This window comes from Streptomyces sp. NPDC018031 (assembly GCF_044327625.1).
Taxonomy (GTDB): domain Bacteria; phylum Actinomycetota; class Actinomycetes; order Streptomycetales; family Streptomycetaceae; genus Streptomyces.
In genome coordinates this window covers 1,338,726-1,354,959 of the sequence record NZ_JBIRFT010000001.1, presented here as the reverse complement: position 1 = coordinate 1,354,959, position 16,234 = coordinate 1,338,726, and the positions used below count along the sequence as shown (strand labels likewise).

17 protein-coding genes and 1 tRNA gene are annotated in these 16,234 nt (G+C 73.7%); 12 read left to right on the top strand and 6 right to left on the bottom strand.

What is annotated here, in order from left to right:
- Positions 1–155 precede the first annotated feature (155 nt).
- Together ACH4B3_RS05790 and ACH4B3_RS05785 are read right to left on the bottom strand one after the other, a co-directional pair.
- Positions 156–572 (bottom strand): hypothetical protein, encoded by a 417-nt coding sequence (locus ACH4B3_RS05790; protein ID WP_398461422.1) that lies wholly within the window; start codon positions 570–572, stop codon positions 156–158.
- 274 nt (positions 573–846) lie between these two features.
- Positions 847–1,983 carry an ABC transporter ATP-binding protein gene (locus tag ACH4B3_RS05785; protein WP_398461596.1) on the bottom strand — a complete coding sequence of 379 codons (1,137 nt, stop codon included), beginning with the start codon at positions 1,981–1,983 and terminating at the stop codon, positions 847–849.
- A 179-nt stretch (positions 1,984–2,162) separates the two neighbouring features.
- Between ACH4B3_RS05785 and ACH4B3_RS05780 the strand changes: the two genes are divergently transcribed.
- The 10 genes from ACH4B3_RS05780 to ACH4B3_RS05735 all read left to right on the top strand — a co-directional run bounded on the left by ACH4B3_RS05780 (position 2,163) and on the right by ACH4B3_RS05735 (position 10,864).
- A tRNA-Thr gene (locus ACH4B3_RS05780) sits at positions 2,163–2,235 on the top strand.
- Between the two features lie 1,618 nt (positions 2,236–3,853).
- Positions 3,854–4,624 carry a LuxR family transcriptional regulator gene (locus tag ACH4B3_RS05775; protein WP_398461421.1) on the top strand — a complete coding sequence of 257 codons (771 nt, stop codon included), beginning with the start codon at positions 3,854–3,856 and terminating at the stop codon, positions 4,622–4,624.
- 64 nt (positions 4,625–4,688) lie between these two features.
- Positions 4,689–5,549 carry a LuxR family transcriptional regulator gene (locus tag ACH4B3_RS05770; protein WP_398461420.1) on the top strand — a complete coding sequence of 287 codons (861 nt, stop codon included), beginning with the start codon at positions 4,689–4,691 and terminating at the stop codon, positions 5,547–5,549.
- A gap of 263 nt (positions 5,550–5,812) precedes the next feature.
- Positions 5,813–6,550 carry an IclR family transcriptional regulator gene (locus ACH4B3_RS05765; protein WP_398461419.1) on the top strand — a complete coding sequence of 246 codons (738 nt, stop codon included), beginning with the start codon at positions 5,813–5,815 and terminating at the stop codon, positions 6,548–6,550.
- Between the two features lie 100 nt (positions 6,551–6,650).
- Positions 6,651–7,751, top strand: a complete 1,101-nt coding sequence (locus ACH4B3_RS05760; RefSeq protein ID WP_398461418.1) for an aminopeptidase P family protein — start codon at positions 6,651–6,653, stop codon at positions 7,749–7,751.
- A gap of 119 nt (positions 7,752–7,870) precedes the next feature.
- Positions 7,871–8,146 carry a hypothetical protein gene (locus ACH4B3_RS05755; RefSeq protein WP_398461417.1) on the top strand — a complete coding sequence of 92 codons (276 nt, stop codon included), beginning with the start codon at positions 7,871–7,873 and terminating at the stop codon, positions 8,144–8,146.
- Positions 8,147–8,214: 68 nt separating this feature from the next.
- Positions 8,215–9,192 carry a hypothetical protein gene (locus ACH4B3_RS05750; protein ID WP_398461416.1) on the top strand — a complete coding sequence of 326 codons (978 nt, stop codon included), beginning with the start codon at positions 8,215–8,217 and terminating at the stop codon, positions 9,190–9,192.
- 158 nt (positions 9,193–9,350) lie between these two features.
- Entirely contained in the window at positions 9,351–9,566 is a 216-nt protein-coding gene (locus ACH4B3_RS05745) for a hypothetical protein (RefSeq protein WP_398461415.1), read from the top strand.
- Between the two features lie 103 nt (positions 9,567–9,669).
- A complete protein-coding gene (locus ACH4B3_RS05740) occupies positions 9,670–9,930 on the top strand; it encodes a hypothetical protein (protein ID WP_398461414.1) in 261 nt (86 codons plus the stop codon).
- A gap of 4 nt (positions 9,931–9,934) precedes the next feature.
- Positions 9,935–10,864 (top strand): S8 family peptidase, encoded by a 930-nt coding sequence (locus ACH4B3_RS05735; RefSeq protein WP_398461413.1) that lies wholly within the window; start codon positions 9,935–9,937, stop codon positions 10,862–10,864.
- On the opposite strand, the gene ACH4B3_RS05730 is transcribed toward ACH4B3_RS05735, so the two are convergent.
- Complete coding sequence (locus ACH4B3_RS05730; RefSeq protein ID WP_398461412.1) at positions 10,854–11,054, bottom strand: hypothetical protein; 201 nt, start codon at positions 11,052–11,054, stop codon at positions 10,854–10,856. The genes ACH4B3_RS05735 and ACH4B3_RS05730 overlap by 11 nt on opposite strands.
- Positions 11,055–11,211: 157 nt before the next feature.
- On the opposite strand from ACH4B3_RS05730, the gene ACH4B3_RS05725 reads away from it, so the two are divergent.
- Together ACH4B3_RS05725 and ACH4B3_RS05720 are read left to right on the top strand one after the other, a co-directional pair.
- On the top strand, positions 11,212–12,483 hold the full coding sequence (locus ACH4B3_RS05725; RefSeq protein ID WP_398461411.1) for a sensor histidine kinase: 1,272 nt from the start codon (positions 11,212–11,214) through the stop codon (positions 12,481–12,483).
- A gap of 24 nt (positions 12,484–12,507) precedes the next feature.
- Complete coding sequence (locus ACH4B3_RS05720) at positions 12,508–13,185, top strand: response regulator (RefSeq protein WP_398461410.1); 678 nt, start codon at positions 12,508–12,510, stop codon at positions 13,183–13,185.
- A 76-nt stretch (positions 13,186–13,261) separates the two neighbouring features.
- Here the strand turns inward: ACH4B3_RS05720 and ACH4B3_RS05715 are convergent, their stop codons facing one another.
- From ACH4B3_RS05715 to ACH4B3_RS05705, 3 genes are all read right to left on the bottom strand, one after another.
- Positions 13,262–14,254, bottom strand: a complete 993-nt coding sequence (locus ACH4B3_RS05715; RefSeq protein ID WP_398461409.1) for a zinc-binding dehydrogenase — start codon at positions 14,252–14,254, stop codon at positions 13,262–13,264.
- A 219-nt stretch (positions 14,255–14,473) separates the two neighbouring features.
- Positions 14,474–14,815: an LLM class flavin-dependent oxidoreductase gene (locus ACH4B3_RS05710; RefSeq protein WP_398461408.1), complete on the bottom strand. Its 342-nt coding sequence runs from the start codon at positions 14,813–14,815 to the stop codon at positions 14,474–14,476.
- A gap of 18 nt (positions 14,816–14,833) precedes the next feature.
- The gene (locus ACH4B3_RS05705; RefSeq protein ID WP_398461407.1) at positions 14,834–16,024 is read right to left on the bottom strand and encodes a phytoene desaturase family protein; all 1,191 of its coding nucleotides are present in this window, start codon (positions 16,022–16,024) and stop codon (positions 14,834–14,836) included.
- Positions 16,025–16,234: the final 210 nt, after the last annotated feature.

Sequence of the window (16,234 nt, the reverse complement as noted above, 5' to 3'; positions counted from 1 at the left end):
GGCACGGCCGCGGTCCGGGCCCGCCTGCCGACCGCCCGCGGCTACCGGGCCACGGGCCGGCGGGCGGGGCGCCGGGTCCGTGCGCCGGGTCCGGTGGGCGGGGCGCCCGGGGCCGGTGGGCGGCCGGCTGGTGCGCGGGGCGGGCCCGGGGCGGCTCAGCCGCGGGCGTGCGTCACCCCGGACGCGAACGAGGTGTCGCAGACCGGCCGGGAGTACCGCTGGGCGTGCTGGGCGCCGTACTTGGCGACCGCGGCCCGGCCGAGCGCCCGGGCGATGGAGGCGCAGTGCTCGGCCAGCGACGGACGGCGGTCGGTCGCCACCTGGAGGTGGGTGAGCGCGACGCCGGGGTCCTTCTCCTGGAGCTCGGCGATCAGCCGGTCGCGCAGCACCTGGTGGGGGGCCTTCCGGGCGGCCTGGGTGGAGACCCGGTCCGAGGACGCGGTGAGGACCTGCGACTCCGAGCGGGGGTCGGCCCACGGCACGCGGGTCACGGCGAGCGTCCCGGAGAGCACCAGGACGACGGGGAGGACGAGCGCGAGAGTTCGGCCGATGCGGCGCGTAGCGGTGTTCACGGGGTTCCTCGCGGAAGTTCGGGGAGGGACTGCGATTACGCCCGCGATCGTAGCGAGGAGTGATGATTTGGCGACATTTAGTCACCCTGATGAGGGATCGAATTGGTGATTTACCGACGCCCGAGTTGACGTCGAGAATCGAAAAGCCCTTTATGTCCGGCCATTTGTCGACAGCGTGCGAGGGTCGCGGCGGTGCCCTGGCACCCGGCAAGGCGACGGCGCCGCCCCCGCTCGAAGCGGTGGGCGGCGCCGCCGGACGCCGTCCGGTACCGGATCAGTCGCTGAGCCGCTCACCGGAGGAGGTGGAGAAGACGTGGGTCTCGCCGGGGCGCGGGACCACGTGCAGCACCGCGCCCTTGGCGGGCACCTGGCGGCCGTTGACCCGGACCACCAGGTCCTTGGTCGTCCCGCCGACCTCGGCGTGGCCGTACACGTAGCCGTCCGCGCCCAGTTCCTCGACCACGTTGACGGTGACGGCGAGGCCGGCCGGGGCGTCCTTGCTCTGCTTGGAGAGGGTCTGCGCCACCTCGCCGTTCTGCTCCACCACGTCGAAGTGCTCGGGGCGGATGCCGACGGTGACCGTGGTGTCGCCGTTGTCGGCGGCGGCGCCCAGCGCCTCGCGGGACACCGGCACCACGCTGTTGCCGAACTTCACGCCGCCGTCGGTGATCGGCACCTCGACCAGGTTCATGGCCGGGGAGCCGATGAAGCCCGCGACGAAGAGGTTCGCCGGACGGTCGTACATGTTGCGCGGCGAGTCGACCTGCTGCAACAGGCCGTCCTTGAGGACCGCCACCCGGTCGCCCATGGTCATGGCCTCGACCTGGTCGTGGGTGACGTAGACGGTGGTGATCCCCAGCCGGCGCTGCAGTCCGGCGATCTGGGTACGGGTCTGCACCCGGAGCTTGGCGTCGAGGTTCGACAGCGGCTCGTCCATCAGGAAGACCTGGGGCTCACGCACGATGGCCCGGCCCATCGCGACCCGCTGGCGCTGACCGCCGGAGAGCGCCTTGGGCTTGCGGTCCAGGTACTCGGTGAGGTCGAGGATCCGGGCGGCCTCCTCGACCTTCTGCCGGATCTCGGTCTTGTTCACGCCCGCGATCTTGAGCGCGAACCCCATGTTCTGCGCGACGGTCATGTGCGGGTACAGCGCGTAGTTCTGGAACACCATGGCGATGTCCCGGTCCTTGGGCGGCAGGTGCGTGACGTCCCGGTCGCCGATGCGGATCGCGCCGCCGTCGACGTCCTCCAGGCCGGCGAGCATCCGCAGCGAGGTGGACTTGCCGCAGCCGGAGGGGCCGACGAGGACGAGGAACTCGCCGTCCTCGATCGCGATGTCGAGCTGGTCGACGGCGGGCTTGGTGCTGCCCGGGTAGACCCGGGAAGCCTTGTCGTACGTGACCGTGGCCATGGTGATGAATCCCTTCACCGGCAGGAACGTGCCGGACGATCCGAGTAAAGGAGTGAGGTCGGCCCACCGCGTGGACCTGCCGTGACGCTACCTGGGCCGGGCACGGATGTCAGCAGCCGGACACCGGTGAAGTTTTCGACCAGGGCATGCCCGGCCGGTGGGTACACTGCTGGTGACTCGCCGACTTAGCTCAGCTGGTAGAGCACCGCTCTTGTAAAGCGAAGGTCGTCGGTTCGAACCCGACAGTCGGCTCCGCGGGAACCGCAGGACACCCTTGGTGACCTGCGGTTTTCTTATGCCCAAGGCGGCCCGGTCCGGGCCCGTACCGTGTGCCTCCGGGTACCGGGGCCGAGCCCGGGGCCCCGACCCCGGCTTCCCGCTCCGGCCCCCGGGTCCGGTCCCGCCCCGGCCTGGCGCCCGCCCTCGCGCCGGTGCCGTGCCCGGCCCTCGAACCCCTCCCCGCATCGGCTCCGCCCCGGCCCCGGGCCTCGTGCCGGCTCGGTCTTCCGCCCAGCCCCCGGCTCCACGCCCGCTCGGCCTTCCGCTCGGCCCCGGCTTCCACCCGGCCCCGGGCCTCGTACCGGCGCCGCGCCCGGCCCCGGAACCCCGCCCCACCCCGGCACTCCCGTCCTGGTCCTGGACCCGCGCCGGCTCCCGTGGGCCGTACCGGCGCCGGGCCCGTTCTCGGCGTCGCGCTGCCCGGGCCCCACCCCGCACCCGGGACTCCGCGCCGGCCGGTCCCGACCGGACGCCGGAAGCGGCCGGGCTCCGCGCTCATACCGGCGCCGGGCTCGGCCCGGTGGGGGCCAGGGGCGCCGGCCGGACCGGGGCGACGCCCATGGCGTCCGCGTGCCCGCGTGCCCGCGCTGCCCGTAGAGCACGCCGTGCCCGCCTGCCCGCCGTCGTGGCGGCGGCGGGGGCCGCGGCGTCCGCCGGGCCGTGGTGTGGCAGGAGCCGCGGCGTCCGCCGGGCCGTGGCGGGGAGGGGACCGGGGTTCGAGGGCCGGGCGCGGGGGTGGTGGGGGGGCGCGGCCCGGCGGGGGCGGTGGTGGTGTTCCGGGGCCGGGTGCGCGGCCGTGCCGGGCGCTTCCTGACGGACGGGCCAGCGGCAGGTGGGGTGGGGCGGGGCGGGCCTGCCGGGTGCTCCGCGACCCCCCGCCGAAGGCCCTCCCGGAGGCCGCAGGAAGCGTTCAGTATGTGGACGGGTGGGCCGCGGACGGCGCGTGCGGGGGCCGGACGGCGCCGGTCCGGGGCGGCTTGACCGGGTGACGGGTGCTCAGGTAGGCCGGGTGGGCCGCGCGTTCCCGGTGGCTGTTTGGTGACACGGTTCGGACACGCTGACGAGACCTGGACGGCACCATCGGTTAAGTAGCCGGAGAGCGGACACGCAGCTGTCAACAAGCGGCCACCCGGGACCGGTTCGATAGCCGAGTGTCGCTTCCGGGGGGCGTTGTGCATGCGGAGGGTGGTCACGTGCCGCGAGTTTCGGCCGGGGAGTGCAACTTGCTGACAATCCCGCGGACGCCGTGGGGCCTGTTAATAGGACACGTTGCACGCAAGGGGTGTTTTACTTGATCTTTACCTGAGGTTGTACGTTGACTGGGTTGCAGCCAGCGAACTAATCTCGCGCGTCAGGTGCTTGCGAGAGTTTCGATCGCAATGCACGACCGGCCCCACCGAGTTCTTACTCGCGCGTTAAGCGCCGGTGGAGCGCAGGTGGACATGAGTGTCGAGGCGGACGCTCGTGTCATTGCAGGTTCAATTAATGGATTTGCTCTGCCGCATCCGGTGGCGGATCCGGTCCATCTTGACTGTTCGGCGGTATATCGACAGGTGCGCGATCATGACGACGCGCACTGCATGGGGGAGTCATGGCAGAGCTGTCGAAGGCAACTGAGGGTTCGGACGGGATGGAGCACGCGCTCATGCAGGTGTGTGAGCTGATCGAGTCCGCCGTGTCCATGCACCGGAGCACACCGGGCCGACGGGCCCCGATGGTCCTGGCCTCCGACGGGCCGGCGGTACGTCGGGAGCTCACCCAGCTGATGAAGGGGGCGCGGCACAGCGTCAGCGTGATCATGCCCGGCACCTACGAGCGGTCGAAGCCGTTCGCCCCGCTGCTGGGCAAGCTGGCGGCGCTGCGCGCGGCGGGCATCACGGTGCGGGCCCTGTGCTCGCCGGAGGTCGTGACGCCGCTCGGGCTGCTCAACACCACGCGCAGGGGGGCGCAGAGCTACGACATCAGGGTCAGCGAGGTCGACCTGCACGGCATGATCATCGTGGACGGGCGGCAGGCGTTCGGCCGCACCGGGCCCGACCGCAACGGGCACTACCTCTCCGTCATCGAGGACCCGGCCTCGGTGCGGGCGCTGGACCTGATGTTCGCCGGTGCCTGGGGGAGCGCGATCCCGCTCGCCGAGCACGCCCGGCTGGTCGAGCGGCTCCGGACCGACTCGGTCCGGCTCATCCTGGAGCGGCTGCGGGCCGGTCACACCGACGACGTCGCCGCCAAGGAGATCCAGGTCAGTCTGCGCACCTACCGCCGCCACGTGGCGGCGATCATGCGCGACGTCGGGGCGAACTCCCGTTTCCAGGCCGGCGTGCGCGCCGTCGAACTGGGGCTCCTGTCGCCGTGTGACTGAGTTCGGCGACGACGGGGGTTCGATCGTCGCGGAGTCCAGTTGACCGGCGCATACAAGTCACGGGGTGAGAAGGTTGAGCGATCCCGCGCTGTCCGGGGCGGGTGCCGAACGGGCGCATCACGAAGACGAAACCGAAACCGAAACGGATCATGCCCACGTAGAGGATGACATCGCGCAGGAACTCCTGGCGGTCCGCGCGCTCATCGAATCCACCGTGGTCAAACACCGGGACCGTCAGTCCCGAAATTCCTGGGTCGCCGCGATCGCGTCGGATGACGCGGAAATACTCGCCGCCGCACGAGAATTCGTGGACGAGGCCACGGAAAGCGTCGACGTGGTGCTCGCCGCGGAGGCCGCCCATGCCCGGGTGATCTATTCGGCACTGGACGAATGGCTGGGCACGGACGGCGTCGACGTCAAAACCCGGATGCTGTGTGCCCAGAACTCCCTGGACTGGCAATTCGTGCAGCGCCATTCCGGGGACGGCCGGCCGCTGGAGGTGCGGGCCGCCCGTATCCCGCTGCTGGCGGCACTCATCGTGGACGGCCGGACCGCGCTGGTCTGCGCCGACTCGGCGGTCGGCCGGCGGGCCTCGGCCATCCGCGACCCGGGTGTCATCGAAACCCTGCAGACCCTCTTCGAGGGGATCTGGCGGAACGCCCTCCAGGTGACCGAGCGCATCGAGTTCGGCGACGGGGCCCGCACCGACATGGTGCGGCCCATCCTGGAGTGGCTGCGCCTGGGGGTGACCGACGAGGTCGCCGCCCGTGAACTGTCGGTGTCGGTCCGCACCTATCGCCGGTACGTGGCGGAGATCATGGCGCTGCTCGGCGCCAACTCCCGATTCCAGGCCGGCGTCCGGGCGGCCGAGTTGGGTCTGCTGCCCATCACGCCGCCACAGGAGCCGCCGCAACCGCGACGGTGACTTACATGCCGATTCCATCGAGATTCCGGGAAGGCCGGAAGGCGTCGGCCCGTGGTGTGTGGCTGGCAGCTTCCTGTAGCCGTCGTTGCGGCTGTGTCGGCGGCGCGGATAGACATGAGCGTAGGAATTCGAATCCACTCCAGGAATGGATGACCAATTCCTCCGGCTGTGCTCATCCCCCCGAGTGAGCCGCCGGAAGCGGAGGTTCGGCGGACCTTGCCGGCCGCTCCGGGCCTCCGCCCGTCCGACGAGGAGACACATCCATGACTACCTCCACTCCCGAACAGTCAGCGCTGAGCGGGGTCGGTGTTCTCGACAAGGCGTCTCTCCTGCTGGGTGTTCTGGAAGGGGGCCCGGCCACGCTGTCGCGGCTGGTTTCGGACACCGGTCTGAAGCGCCCGACCGTGCACCGGCTGGTCCTCGCCCTGGAGCGGCTGCGGCTGCTCGCGCGCGACGCGCAGGGCCGGTTCATCCTGGGGCCACGGCTGGGCATGATGGCCATGGAGGCGTGCCGGGACCATCTGGTGCTCTCCGCCGATCCGGTCCTCAGCGACCTGCGCGAACTCACCGGCGCCAGCGCCCGGCTGTACCGGCGGCGCGGCAACATGCGGGTCTGCGTGGCCGAGGCCGCCGTCACCGGCAACCCGGGGCTGCGGGACCGGGTCCCGGTCGGTGCCGCCTTACCGCTGAACGCCGGACCGGTCTCCCAGGTGCTGCTCGCCTGGGAACGCCCGGAGGACCTGCACGACGGCCTGCGCGGGGCGCAGTTCACCGCCGCCACCCTCTCCGGGGTGCGCCGGCAGGGCTGGGCGCAGAGCATCGGCGGGCGGGAGCACGGCATCGCCGCGGTGGCGGCGCCGGTGCGCGGGCCGGGCGGCCGGGTGATGGCGGCCCTGTCCATATCCGGCCCGGTGACGAGTCTGACGAGCACCCCGGGGCGGCTGTACGGCAGCGTGGTGATCGACGCGGCGGTACGGCTCAGCGGCGGCATCCAGCGCTGACCGGCGACTGCCCCGGGCGGGTGCGGCGGCAACCCGCCGAGGGGCGCCGGAATGCGCCGTTCCTGTCGCGGCCGGGGCGGCGCTGAGCGATGCTTGCCGCATGACCCACGTGGACTACGCCGAGCGCATGGCCAGGGCGAGCAGGGCCGCGGTGGACGCCGGACTGGCCGGACTCGTCGTCACCCCCGGTCCCGACCTGGTCCATCTCTGCGGCTACCAGCCCGCGACGACCGAGCGGCTGACCGCTTTGGTCCTGGTCCCCGGCAGCACGCCCAGGCTGCTGGTGCCCATCCTGGAACGGCCCGACGCCCAGGCCGCGCTGGGCACCGCGGCGACCGAGGTCAGCGGCTGGCCGGACGGCAGCGACCCGTATCTGACGCTCGCCGAGCTGCTGCCGCCGGGCGGCCGGTTCGGGGTCTCCGACAACGCCTGGGCGATGCATCTGCTGGGTCTCCAGCGCACCCTTCCGGACACCACCTACAGCGCGCTGAGCGAGGCCCTGCCCATGCTGCGCGCCGTCAAGGACGCCTTCGAGGTGGAGCGGCTGGCCGCCGCCGGAGCCGCCGCCGACGCCTGCTTCGAGAAGATCACCGAGGTGCGCTTCGCGGGCCGCCGGGAGCGGGAGATCGCGGCCGACCTGCACGCCCTGCTCCTGGAGAACGGGCACAGCCAGGTGGACTTCACCATCGTCGGCTCGGGCCCCAACGGGGCCAACCCGCACCACGAGGCGGCGGACCGGATCATCGAGGACGGCGACATGGTCGTCCTCGACTTCGGCGGGCTCATGGACGGCTACGGCTCCGACACCACCCGTACCGTGCACGTCGGGGACCCCACGCCGGAGGAGCGCAAGGTGCACTCGGTGGTGCGCGACGCCCAGCAGGCCGCGTTCGACGCGGTCCGGCCCGGGGCCGCCTGCCAGGACATCGACCGGGTCGCCCGCGCGGTGATCACCGAGGCCGGGTACGGCGAGTACTTCATCCACCGCACCGGTCACGGCATCGGCGTCACCACGCACGAGCCGCCGTACCTGGTCGAGGGCGAGCACCTGCCGCTGGTGCCCGGGATGTGCTTCTCCGTCGAACCCGGCATCTACCTGCCGGGGCGTTTCGGGGTCCGCATCGAGGACATCGTGACCTGCACCGAGACCGGTGGTCGCCGGCTGAACAACTCCGACCGGGGCCTGCGCATCGTCGCCTGACCGCCGCGTCCGCCGGACGGTGCCCCGGTGGCCGCGCGGCCACCGGGGCACCGGGATGCGGGCCCGGTCATCGTCGTGGACGATGGAAGTGGCACCTTTCCCGATGAGCCGGAGAAGTGATGGCGATGGGACAGGCCGGGGCGAGCGGCGAGGACCGCGACGCCAGGAGCGAGCCGGCCGAGGACCGCCGGAGCACCCGCCCGGAGCGTTCCGCCCGGGTGCGCATTCCGGGGTTCATCGGCGGCGATGACGGAGATTCGGACATCGGACTCGGCGACGCCGTCAAGCGTGTGACGTACGCGGCGGGACTCCGGCGGCCGTGCGGCGGCTGCGAGCGGCGCGCCGCGGCCCTCAACCGCTGGGTGGCGTTCTCGCGCCGCGGTGGCCGCGGCTGAACCGGGCCGGCGAGCGGAACCGCCGCCCGGTCCGGGGCCCGGGTCCGAGTCCGGGTGAGGAGATTCCCATGGAGCCGGAGCAGACAGAGGTACCTCAGGTGCGTCCGGCGGGCGCGCCGCCGGACGAGCCCGCGGCCGAGCCGCGGACCGGGACGGACCGCCCGCCGGAAGTGGCCACGGCCGACGCCTCCTTCCCCCAGTCCGCCGGATGCGACTGCCTGGCCGAGCAGGGCGCGGGGGGCCCGCCGGGCGACGCGGGCCAGGCGGAACCGGCGGCCCCGTCCTATGTGTACGCGCTGGGCCGTATCGAGGCCCGGTTCCCGAGCCTCGCGGTGGAGAAGGAGTTCACACAGGTCGTGGCCCGGGACGAGGTGACGGAGCTGACCGACGACGAGACCCTCCACCGGGTGCTGTCGGCCCCGCAGAACCGCTATCTGGCACGGCAGATGTGCTACGTGCTGACCGTCCAGGGGCTCGACACCTATCTGCTGCGCCCGCGTGATCCGGTGGACTTCGGCCTGCTCGTCGACGCGATCCGCCCGGTGAGCAGCCCGCTCGACATCGACGTGGTCATCGGGTTGCGCGGGCCCGTCGCGCCCCCCGAGGTGTGCAACGGACTCGCCGTTCCGGTGGTCGCGTTCGACACCATCTACTCCTTCTCCGGATCGGAACTCGTCAAGGCCGTGAAGCGGCCGGAGAAGATACCCGCCAAGGGGTTCGAGAAGGCGTCCGCGAAACTGCTGGAGCGGATCATGCAGGTGGGCGACAACGCCGGCACCGCCGACGAGCATCGCGCCCTCAACTACCTGGCGGTGCGCAACCCGGACATCTACCGGAACACGGTCAGCGCCTATGCCGAGGGGAACGCACTCACCGCCGTGGACGTGGGCGTCTCCCGGTTGAGCGGCACCCGCAAGGTCCTGGACGTCGTCTTCTCGTACACCGGCCGCAGTTCGGACGTGACCGAGAAGTCGTTCGTCCGGGTCGACGTCACGGAGGAGTTCCCGTTCATGGTGACCCGCTGGTCGCCCTATTACGACCGGTGACCGGTGCCGGCCGGCCCGGGACAGGAAGCCGGAGCCGGAGTCATGGACGGAGACGGAGCCATGGACGGAGCCATGGACGGAGACGGAGGCAAGGAAACCGAGAGGGAGAACGGAGGTGATCCGACATGGCACTTCCCGGATTTACCGCGGCGTGCACCGTGCACCGTACCGGAGCGTATGACGGGGGCGGCCGGCGCGCGGCCGCGGTGAACGGCGCACCGCTGGTGCTCCAGCAGTTGAAGTCGTACTGCCAGATGGAGTGCCGCGCGGAATGCGGTTTCGCCTGCAGTACGTCGAGCGACCCGGCAGGGTGCCGCGAGAGCTGCATGACGAAGTGCCTGGCGCTGTGCGATGCGCCCTACCCGTACTGCTGACCGCGGCCCCGGTGCGGCACGGCACGCGCCGGAGACCGCGGCGAGCCGAACAGCCGAACAGCCGAACAGCCGAACAGCCGAAGAGACGAAGAGGTGAGCGGGGATGCGGATTCCCGGATTCACCGCCGATGTGACGGTGACGACAGCAACCGACCGGGGCGGGACCGCGAGCGCCGGCCCGTCGCCACGTGCGGGAACGGATCCGGCCGCGGGCCGGGTCGTCCCGCAGCAGTTCACCTGTGAGGAAGAGCTCGGTCCGGTGTGCCGGAACAAGTGCCGGCGCTCCTGGAACCCCCGGGCCTGTTTCAGCACGTGCATCCGGGAGTTCTGCGCGGGCGACATGATGCTGCAGAGCCGCGGCTGACCCGATGGACCCACTGGACCTGGTGCGGCTCGCGCCGCTGATGCGGCGCACGCCGGGCCGCGCCGAGATCGTGGTCGGGCTGATCGACGGCGGCGTGGCGGTGGACCATCCGGACCTCGCCGGCCACCCGGTGCGGCACCTGCGCCCGGGGGACCGGGGGTCCGGCTGCGGCCCGGACGACCCGGCCTGCCGGCACGGGACGTTCGTCGCGGGCATCCTCAGCGCCCGGCGCGGCTCGGCGGCGCCGGGCATCTGCCCGCACTGCACGCTGCTGGCCCGTCCGCTGTTCTCGGCCTGCCGCGGCACCGCCCGGGACGGACCCGGCGGCACCGCGCCGGGTCCCCCGGCCGCCGAACCCGAGGAACTGGCCGCCGCCGTCGTCGAGGTGGTGGACGCCGGGGCCCGGGTGCTCAACCTGAGCCTGGCCCGTGCCCAGCCGACCAGTTCCGCCCACCGCGGACTGGCGCAGGCCCTGGACCACGCCGCGGCCCGGGGGGTGATCATCGTGGTGGCCGCCGGCAACCAGGGCACCCTCGGCACCTCGACCCTCACCCGGCACCCGTGGACGATCCCGGTGGCCGCGTGCGGCCGGGACGGCCGGCCGCTGGGGCTGACGAATCTGGGCGCGGCGATCGGGCGGAACGGGATGGGCGCGCCGGGGGACGGCATCACCAGCCTGGGCGCCGACGGGGCCGCCGTGACGCTCAGCGGCACCAGCGCCGCGGCACCGTTCGTCACCGGCGCGATCGCGCTGCTGTGGTCGCTGTTCCCGGCGGCCGGCGCGGCCGAGGTGCGGTACGCGGTCACCCGCGCCGCCGCCCGCCGGCGGAACTCGGTGGCTCCGCCGCTGCTGGACGCCTGGGCCGCGCACCAGGCCCTGGCGGCGGACGGCGGGGGTGCCCGGGGCGGCCGGCCGGGACGGCTCAGCGCCTGATCGCGCGGCCGGCGCCCGCCACGGCGACGCCGAGCACGATGAGCACGAGGTAGGTGTAGACCTCGTAGCCGTCCGGGCTGAGGTAGCGGAGGAACCCGAAGAGGCGGATCCAGCCGAACCGTTCGTGCAGCAGACCGCTGGCGCCTCCGGCGACCAGCATGAAGCAGAGGAAACCGTGCAGACTCTTCATGCCGCCACGCTAGGCAGCGCCGGCCGGGGCGGGCACCGGCCGTAGGAACGTGGGTTGTCGACCAAAGTAGCCGTCCGCCCGGCCCGCCGTCGTACCGAGGTATCGGCCCGTGCGCCGGGCCGCCCGGACCGGCCCGGCGCCGCGTACCTTGCGCATCATGACGCGCCACACCGTTCGTGCCCGGTTCGCGGACGTCGGCTTCTTCCTCTTCGCGGTCACCTTCTCGGTGCTCACCGCGGAGGAGGCGCTGGCGGGCCGGGAGATGTCGGAGAACGCCTTCTTCGTCGACCAGCTGATCGGGGTCGCGGCCTGTACCGCGCTCTTCGTCCGGCGGCGGTGGCCGGTACCGCTGGCGGTGGTGCTGCTGCCGGCGGGCAGCTTCTCGCACTTCGTCACCGGGGCGGCCATGGTGGCGGTGTTCACCGTCGCGGCGCACCGGCCGCCCGCCACCACCCGGTGGGTGGCGGTGGTGGCGGTCTCCCCGCTCCCGCTGTTCCTGATCCGGCGGCCCGACCCCGGGCTGCCCGCCACCGTGTCGGCGATCGTCTACGCCGCCCTGATCACCGGGTCGTTCGGCTGGGGCCTGTACCTGCGTTCCCGGCGCGGGCTCATCGCCGAGCTGCGGGACCGGGCCGAGCGGGCGGAGGCGGAGGCGCAGCGGCAGGTGCGGGAGGAGATCGCCCGGGAGATGCACGACGTGCTCGCGCACCGGCTGTCGCTGCTGAGCGTGCACGCGGGCGCGCTGGAGTACCACCCCGGGGCGCCGCCCGCCGAGATCCAGCGGGCCGCGGAGGTGATCCGGCTGAGCGCGCACCAGGCGCTGGAGGACCTGCGGGAGGTCATCGGGGTGCTGCGGCCGGCCGGTGGCGTCGGCGCACCGGAGCGTCCGCAGCCCACCCTGGACGAACTGCCGCGACTGGTCGCGGAGTCGCGCGGCGCGGGGATGCGGGTGGGGCTGGACGTGCGGGTCGGCGGGACCGCCGGCGCCCCGGGCGCGGTCGGCCGCACGGCCTACCGCATCGTGCAGGAGGGCCTGACCAACGCGCGCAAGCACGCCCCGGACGAACGGGTCACCGTCACTGTCAGCGGCGCCGCCGGGGAGGGCCTGGCGGTGGAGGTGCGCAACGCGGCGCCACGGGGCCCGTCGGAGCCTGCCGGGCGGCCGGGCGGCGGCATACCGGGCGCCGGTCAGGGGCTGGCCGGGCTGGCCGAGCGGGTGAAGCTCGCCGGGGGCCGGCTGGAGCACGGCAGGACCGGCGGCGGTGACTTCCGGTTGTCCGCCTGGCTACCGTGGACCCCGCGACCCGAACAGCCCGATGCCGTGGTGATGTCCGGCCGCGTTCCGCCCCGGGCCCCGGGTGCCGGCCCGGCCCCGGAAGGGGGCGCGGAGCCGGGCCGGGCCCTCCGGGCGGACCGGCCGGCCGACTGACCCGGCCCTACCTGCGAGGAACCCTTGGCGCCCCTGGTGAACGAGCCCGCGGCCATCCGCGTACTCCTCGTCGACGACGATCCGCTGGTACGCGCCGGACTGCGGCTGATGCTCGGCGGCGCGCCCGACCTGGAGGTGGTCGGCGAGGCGGCGGACGGGGCGGAGGTGGAGCCGATGGTCGCGGCCTGCTCGCCGGACGTGGTGCTGATGGACATCCGGATGCCCACGGTGGACGGCCTCGCGGCCACCGAGGCGCTGCGCGGCCGTCCGTCGGCGCCCGAGGTCGTCGTGCTGACCACCTTCAACACCGATGAGCACGTGCTGCGCGCGCTGCGCGCGGGCGCCGCCGGCTTCGTGCTGAAGCACACCCCGCCGCAGCAGATCGTCGAGGCGGTGCGGCGGGTGGCCGCGGGCGAGCCGGTGCTCTCCCCGACCGTCACCCGGCAGCTCATCGACCAGGTGTCCGGCGGCGGCGAGCACCGGCGGGCGGCCCGGGCGCGCGGGCAGCTCGCGGCGCTCGCCGGCCGGGAGCGCGAGGTGGCCGTCGCGGTGGGCCAGGGGAAGTCGAACGCGGAGATCGCGGCGGCCCTGTACATGGGGCTGCCGACGGTCAAGACGTATGTCTCCCGCATCCTGACCAAGCTCGACCTCAACAACCGGGTGCAGATCGCGCTGCTGGTGCACGACGCCGGCGAGGTCTGACCGGCCGCCGCCGATCCGGCCGCCGGGCTGGGCACCGCGGGGGGCCGGGTCGGCCCGGCCCCCCGCGGTGCCGCCGTCACGGGACGAGCACGACCTTCCCCATGGTGCCGCGGCTCTCCAGCGCCCGGTGCGCCGCCGCCGCGTCCGCCAGCGGGAAGGACTGGACCGCCGGTACCAGGCGGCCGGTGGCCACCGCCGCCAGCGCCTCGTCCTCCAGCGCCCGGAGCTGCTCCGGGTCGCCGACCACCGCCCGCCACTCGGCGCCGCCCAGCACGGGCCTGGAGACGATGCCCCGGGCCGCCTGCTCGTCCTCGGTGAGTTCCAGGGGGGTGCCGGAGGACCAGCTGAGCACGAGGTGGCGGCCGCCCGGGGCGAGCAGGTCGACGGCCCCGCGGGCGAGTTCACCGCCCACCGAGTCCAGCACGACGGTGGCCCGGGCGCCGCCCAGCGCGGCCCGCGCCTGGTCGACCCATCCGTCGGCGTTGTAGTCGACGGCGTGGTCGGCGCCCAGCTCCCGGGTGCGGGCGGTCTTGGCCGGGCCGCCGGCCAGGGCGAGCACGGTCGCGCCGACGTTCTTGGCGTGCTGCACCAGCAGTGAGCCGATGCCCCCGGCGGCGGCGGTCACCACGACCACGTCGTCCGCGGACAGGCCGGAGAAGCGGAGCATGGCCATGGTGGTGCGCCCGGTCCCGATCATCGCCACCGCGTGGTCCTCGCGCACGCCGTCGGGGAGTTCGTGGAGTCTCTCGGCGGCGACGACGGCGTGTTCCGCGTAGCCGCCGGGGGCCATGCCCAGGTGGGCGACGACGCGGCGGCCGAGCCACCGGGCGTCGACCCCCGCGCCGAGCGCGTCGACGGTGCCGGCCACCTCCCGCCCGGGGATGGTCGGCAACTCCGGGGGCGGGTAGGGGCCGTTGGTGTCGCCGAGGCGCAGCACCGTGTCGAGCAGGTGGACCCCGGCGGCGGCGACCGCGATCCGTACCTGGCCGGGGGCCGGCTCGGGGGTGTCGACCTGCTCGTAGCCGAGGTTCTCGGCGGGGCCGAAGGCGTGGAGTCGGATGGCGTGCATGGCTGCTCCTGGTGTTCGGGACGGCGGAACGGAGTGGTCAGGGAAGGCCGAGGCGGGGAGGGGGAAGTGGGGGAAGGGCGAGGTCGGGGATGGGGGAGACCGGGGCCGGGGGCGCGGCTCAGAGCAGCGCCCGGGCGGCGGCGAGGAGTTCGTACTGGCGCCGCCAGTCGTCGGCACCGGTGCTGAGCACGATCCGGTCCGCTCCGGCGTCCGCCAGGGTCAGCAACTGCTCGGGTGACCCCCACGGGCGGCCTGGGCGACCGGCAGCAGCGGCAGGTGCAGCACGCCGAAGCCGATCCGGATGGTGTCGGTGACGGCGGCGGCGGTGGCCAGCGCCAGCCCGCCGTCGACCACCTGGGTCCGGCCGATCAGGTGGTCCCCGGTCCACACCGATTCGAACCCCAGCTGTTCGGCGCGGCGGGCGGCCGCCTTGATCTCGGCGGCCCGCCCGCCGGGTTCCGGGCCCGGGGTGGGGAGGAAGACACCGATCGCCGGCGGGCCGGGGCGCCGCCGGCCGGTGGCGCCGGGGGCGGGCTGCTGCCGTACTGCCGTCGTCGTCATGCCCCCCACTCTCGGACTTCAACTATGGTTGAGGTCAAGGGGTGATCGTTCCGAGCCGACGTGACGGCCGTCACCCAGGGCCAGGGCGCTCGCCTCCAGCGCACTGGTGAACGACACCTCGCACAGCACCCCGGGTGCCGCCACCTGGTCCCCGGCGAGATACAGCCCGTCCCCGCGGCGGACCGCCGGCCGGTCCCGCCAGGTCGTGCCGGGCCGGTCCAGCGCCCCGGTGCGGCCGCCGGCCAGCGCCGCCCGGCGGAACAGCGTACGGTCCCGCCAGTCCGGGAACGCCACGTCCAGCAGCCGCTCGGCCCGCTCGAGGCCGTCGGCCTTGCCCTCGTCGGGGGCGACCGGCAGCTGGGCCTGCACGAGTTCCTCGCCGGCCGGGGCGAGACCGCGGTCCTGCGCGGTGAACCGTTCCACCCAGGCCGGTACGTCGAGGCCGGAGACGATGAACGGGTCGCCCCGCCGGGACCGCAGGGCCAGGTCCAGCAGCACCGTCCGCCCGCTGTCCCAGACCAGCGAGTCGTCGCCGAGCAGCTTCCGGGCGGCGGCCAGCGAGGTCGCCACGATGACCGGGCCGTGGCCGGCCGGCAGTGCGTCGAGCGAGTCCACCCGGGTCGCGGTCTCGACGCGGACGCCCAGGGTGCGGGCGTAGCGGGTCATCCGGCCGATGAACGCGCCCCAGCCGCCCCGCACGTAACGGGCCTCCGGCCGCAGCTTCACATTGCGCCGCAGCCGCTCCTGTACGAACGCCGCCGAGAGCTGCCCCGGGTCGTGGTGGAAGAGGACGACCGCGAGATAGGTCGCCGCCGTTCGCATCCCCGCCTCACCCACCCGGGCGGCCGCCCAGTCGGCGAACGGCGCGTCGACCGGTGCGTCCCGGTGGCGCGCCAGCCTGAGCAGGGCCGCCGGCGGCGTGCGGCGCAGCGCGCCGTCCTGGTAGAAGCGGAACCGGGCGCCTTCGCGCAGCGGGATCCGCGCCAGTGGGCCGATCAGGTCCCGGGCCGCCAGCCAGGGCCAGTGCGGCCCGCCGTTGTAGAGGGCGTGCGGTCCCTCGTTGGTGGCGTACGCGCCGTCGGCGGTGCGCGCCCGTCCGCCGAGCGTGTGGTGGGCCTCGTACAGGGTCACCTCCGCGCCCGCCTCGGCGCAGCTGATGGCCGCGGTGAGCCCGGCGAACCCGCCGCCGATCACGGTGATGTGCCGCATCTGCCGTTCCCTTTCCTCTCCATGGGTGTGTGCTGGTGGTGCTGATCCGTGCTGGTGGTGCTGGGTGGGCGATGCCGGGCGCCGACCGGTGGCGCGGAATGGCGGCGCGCTCCCGTCCGGGCGCCGGCACGGGTACGACGTAACGGGCGGCCGCGGATGTGACACCGGGCCGTTGTCAGTGGTGTGGCTCACCATGGGGAGGTGACGGCG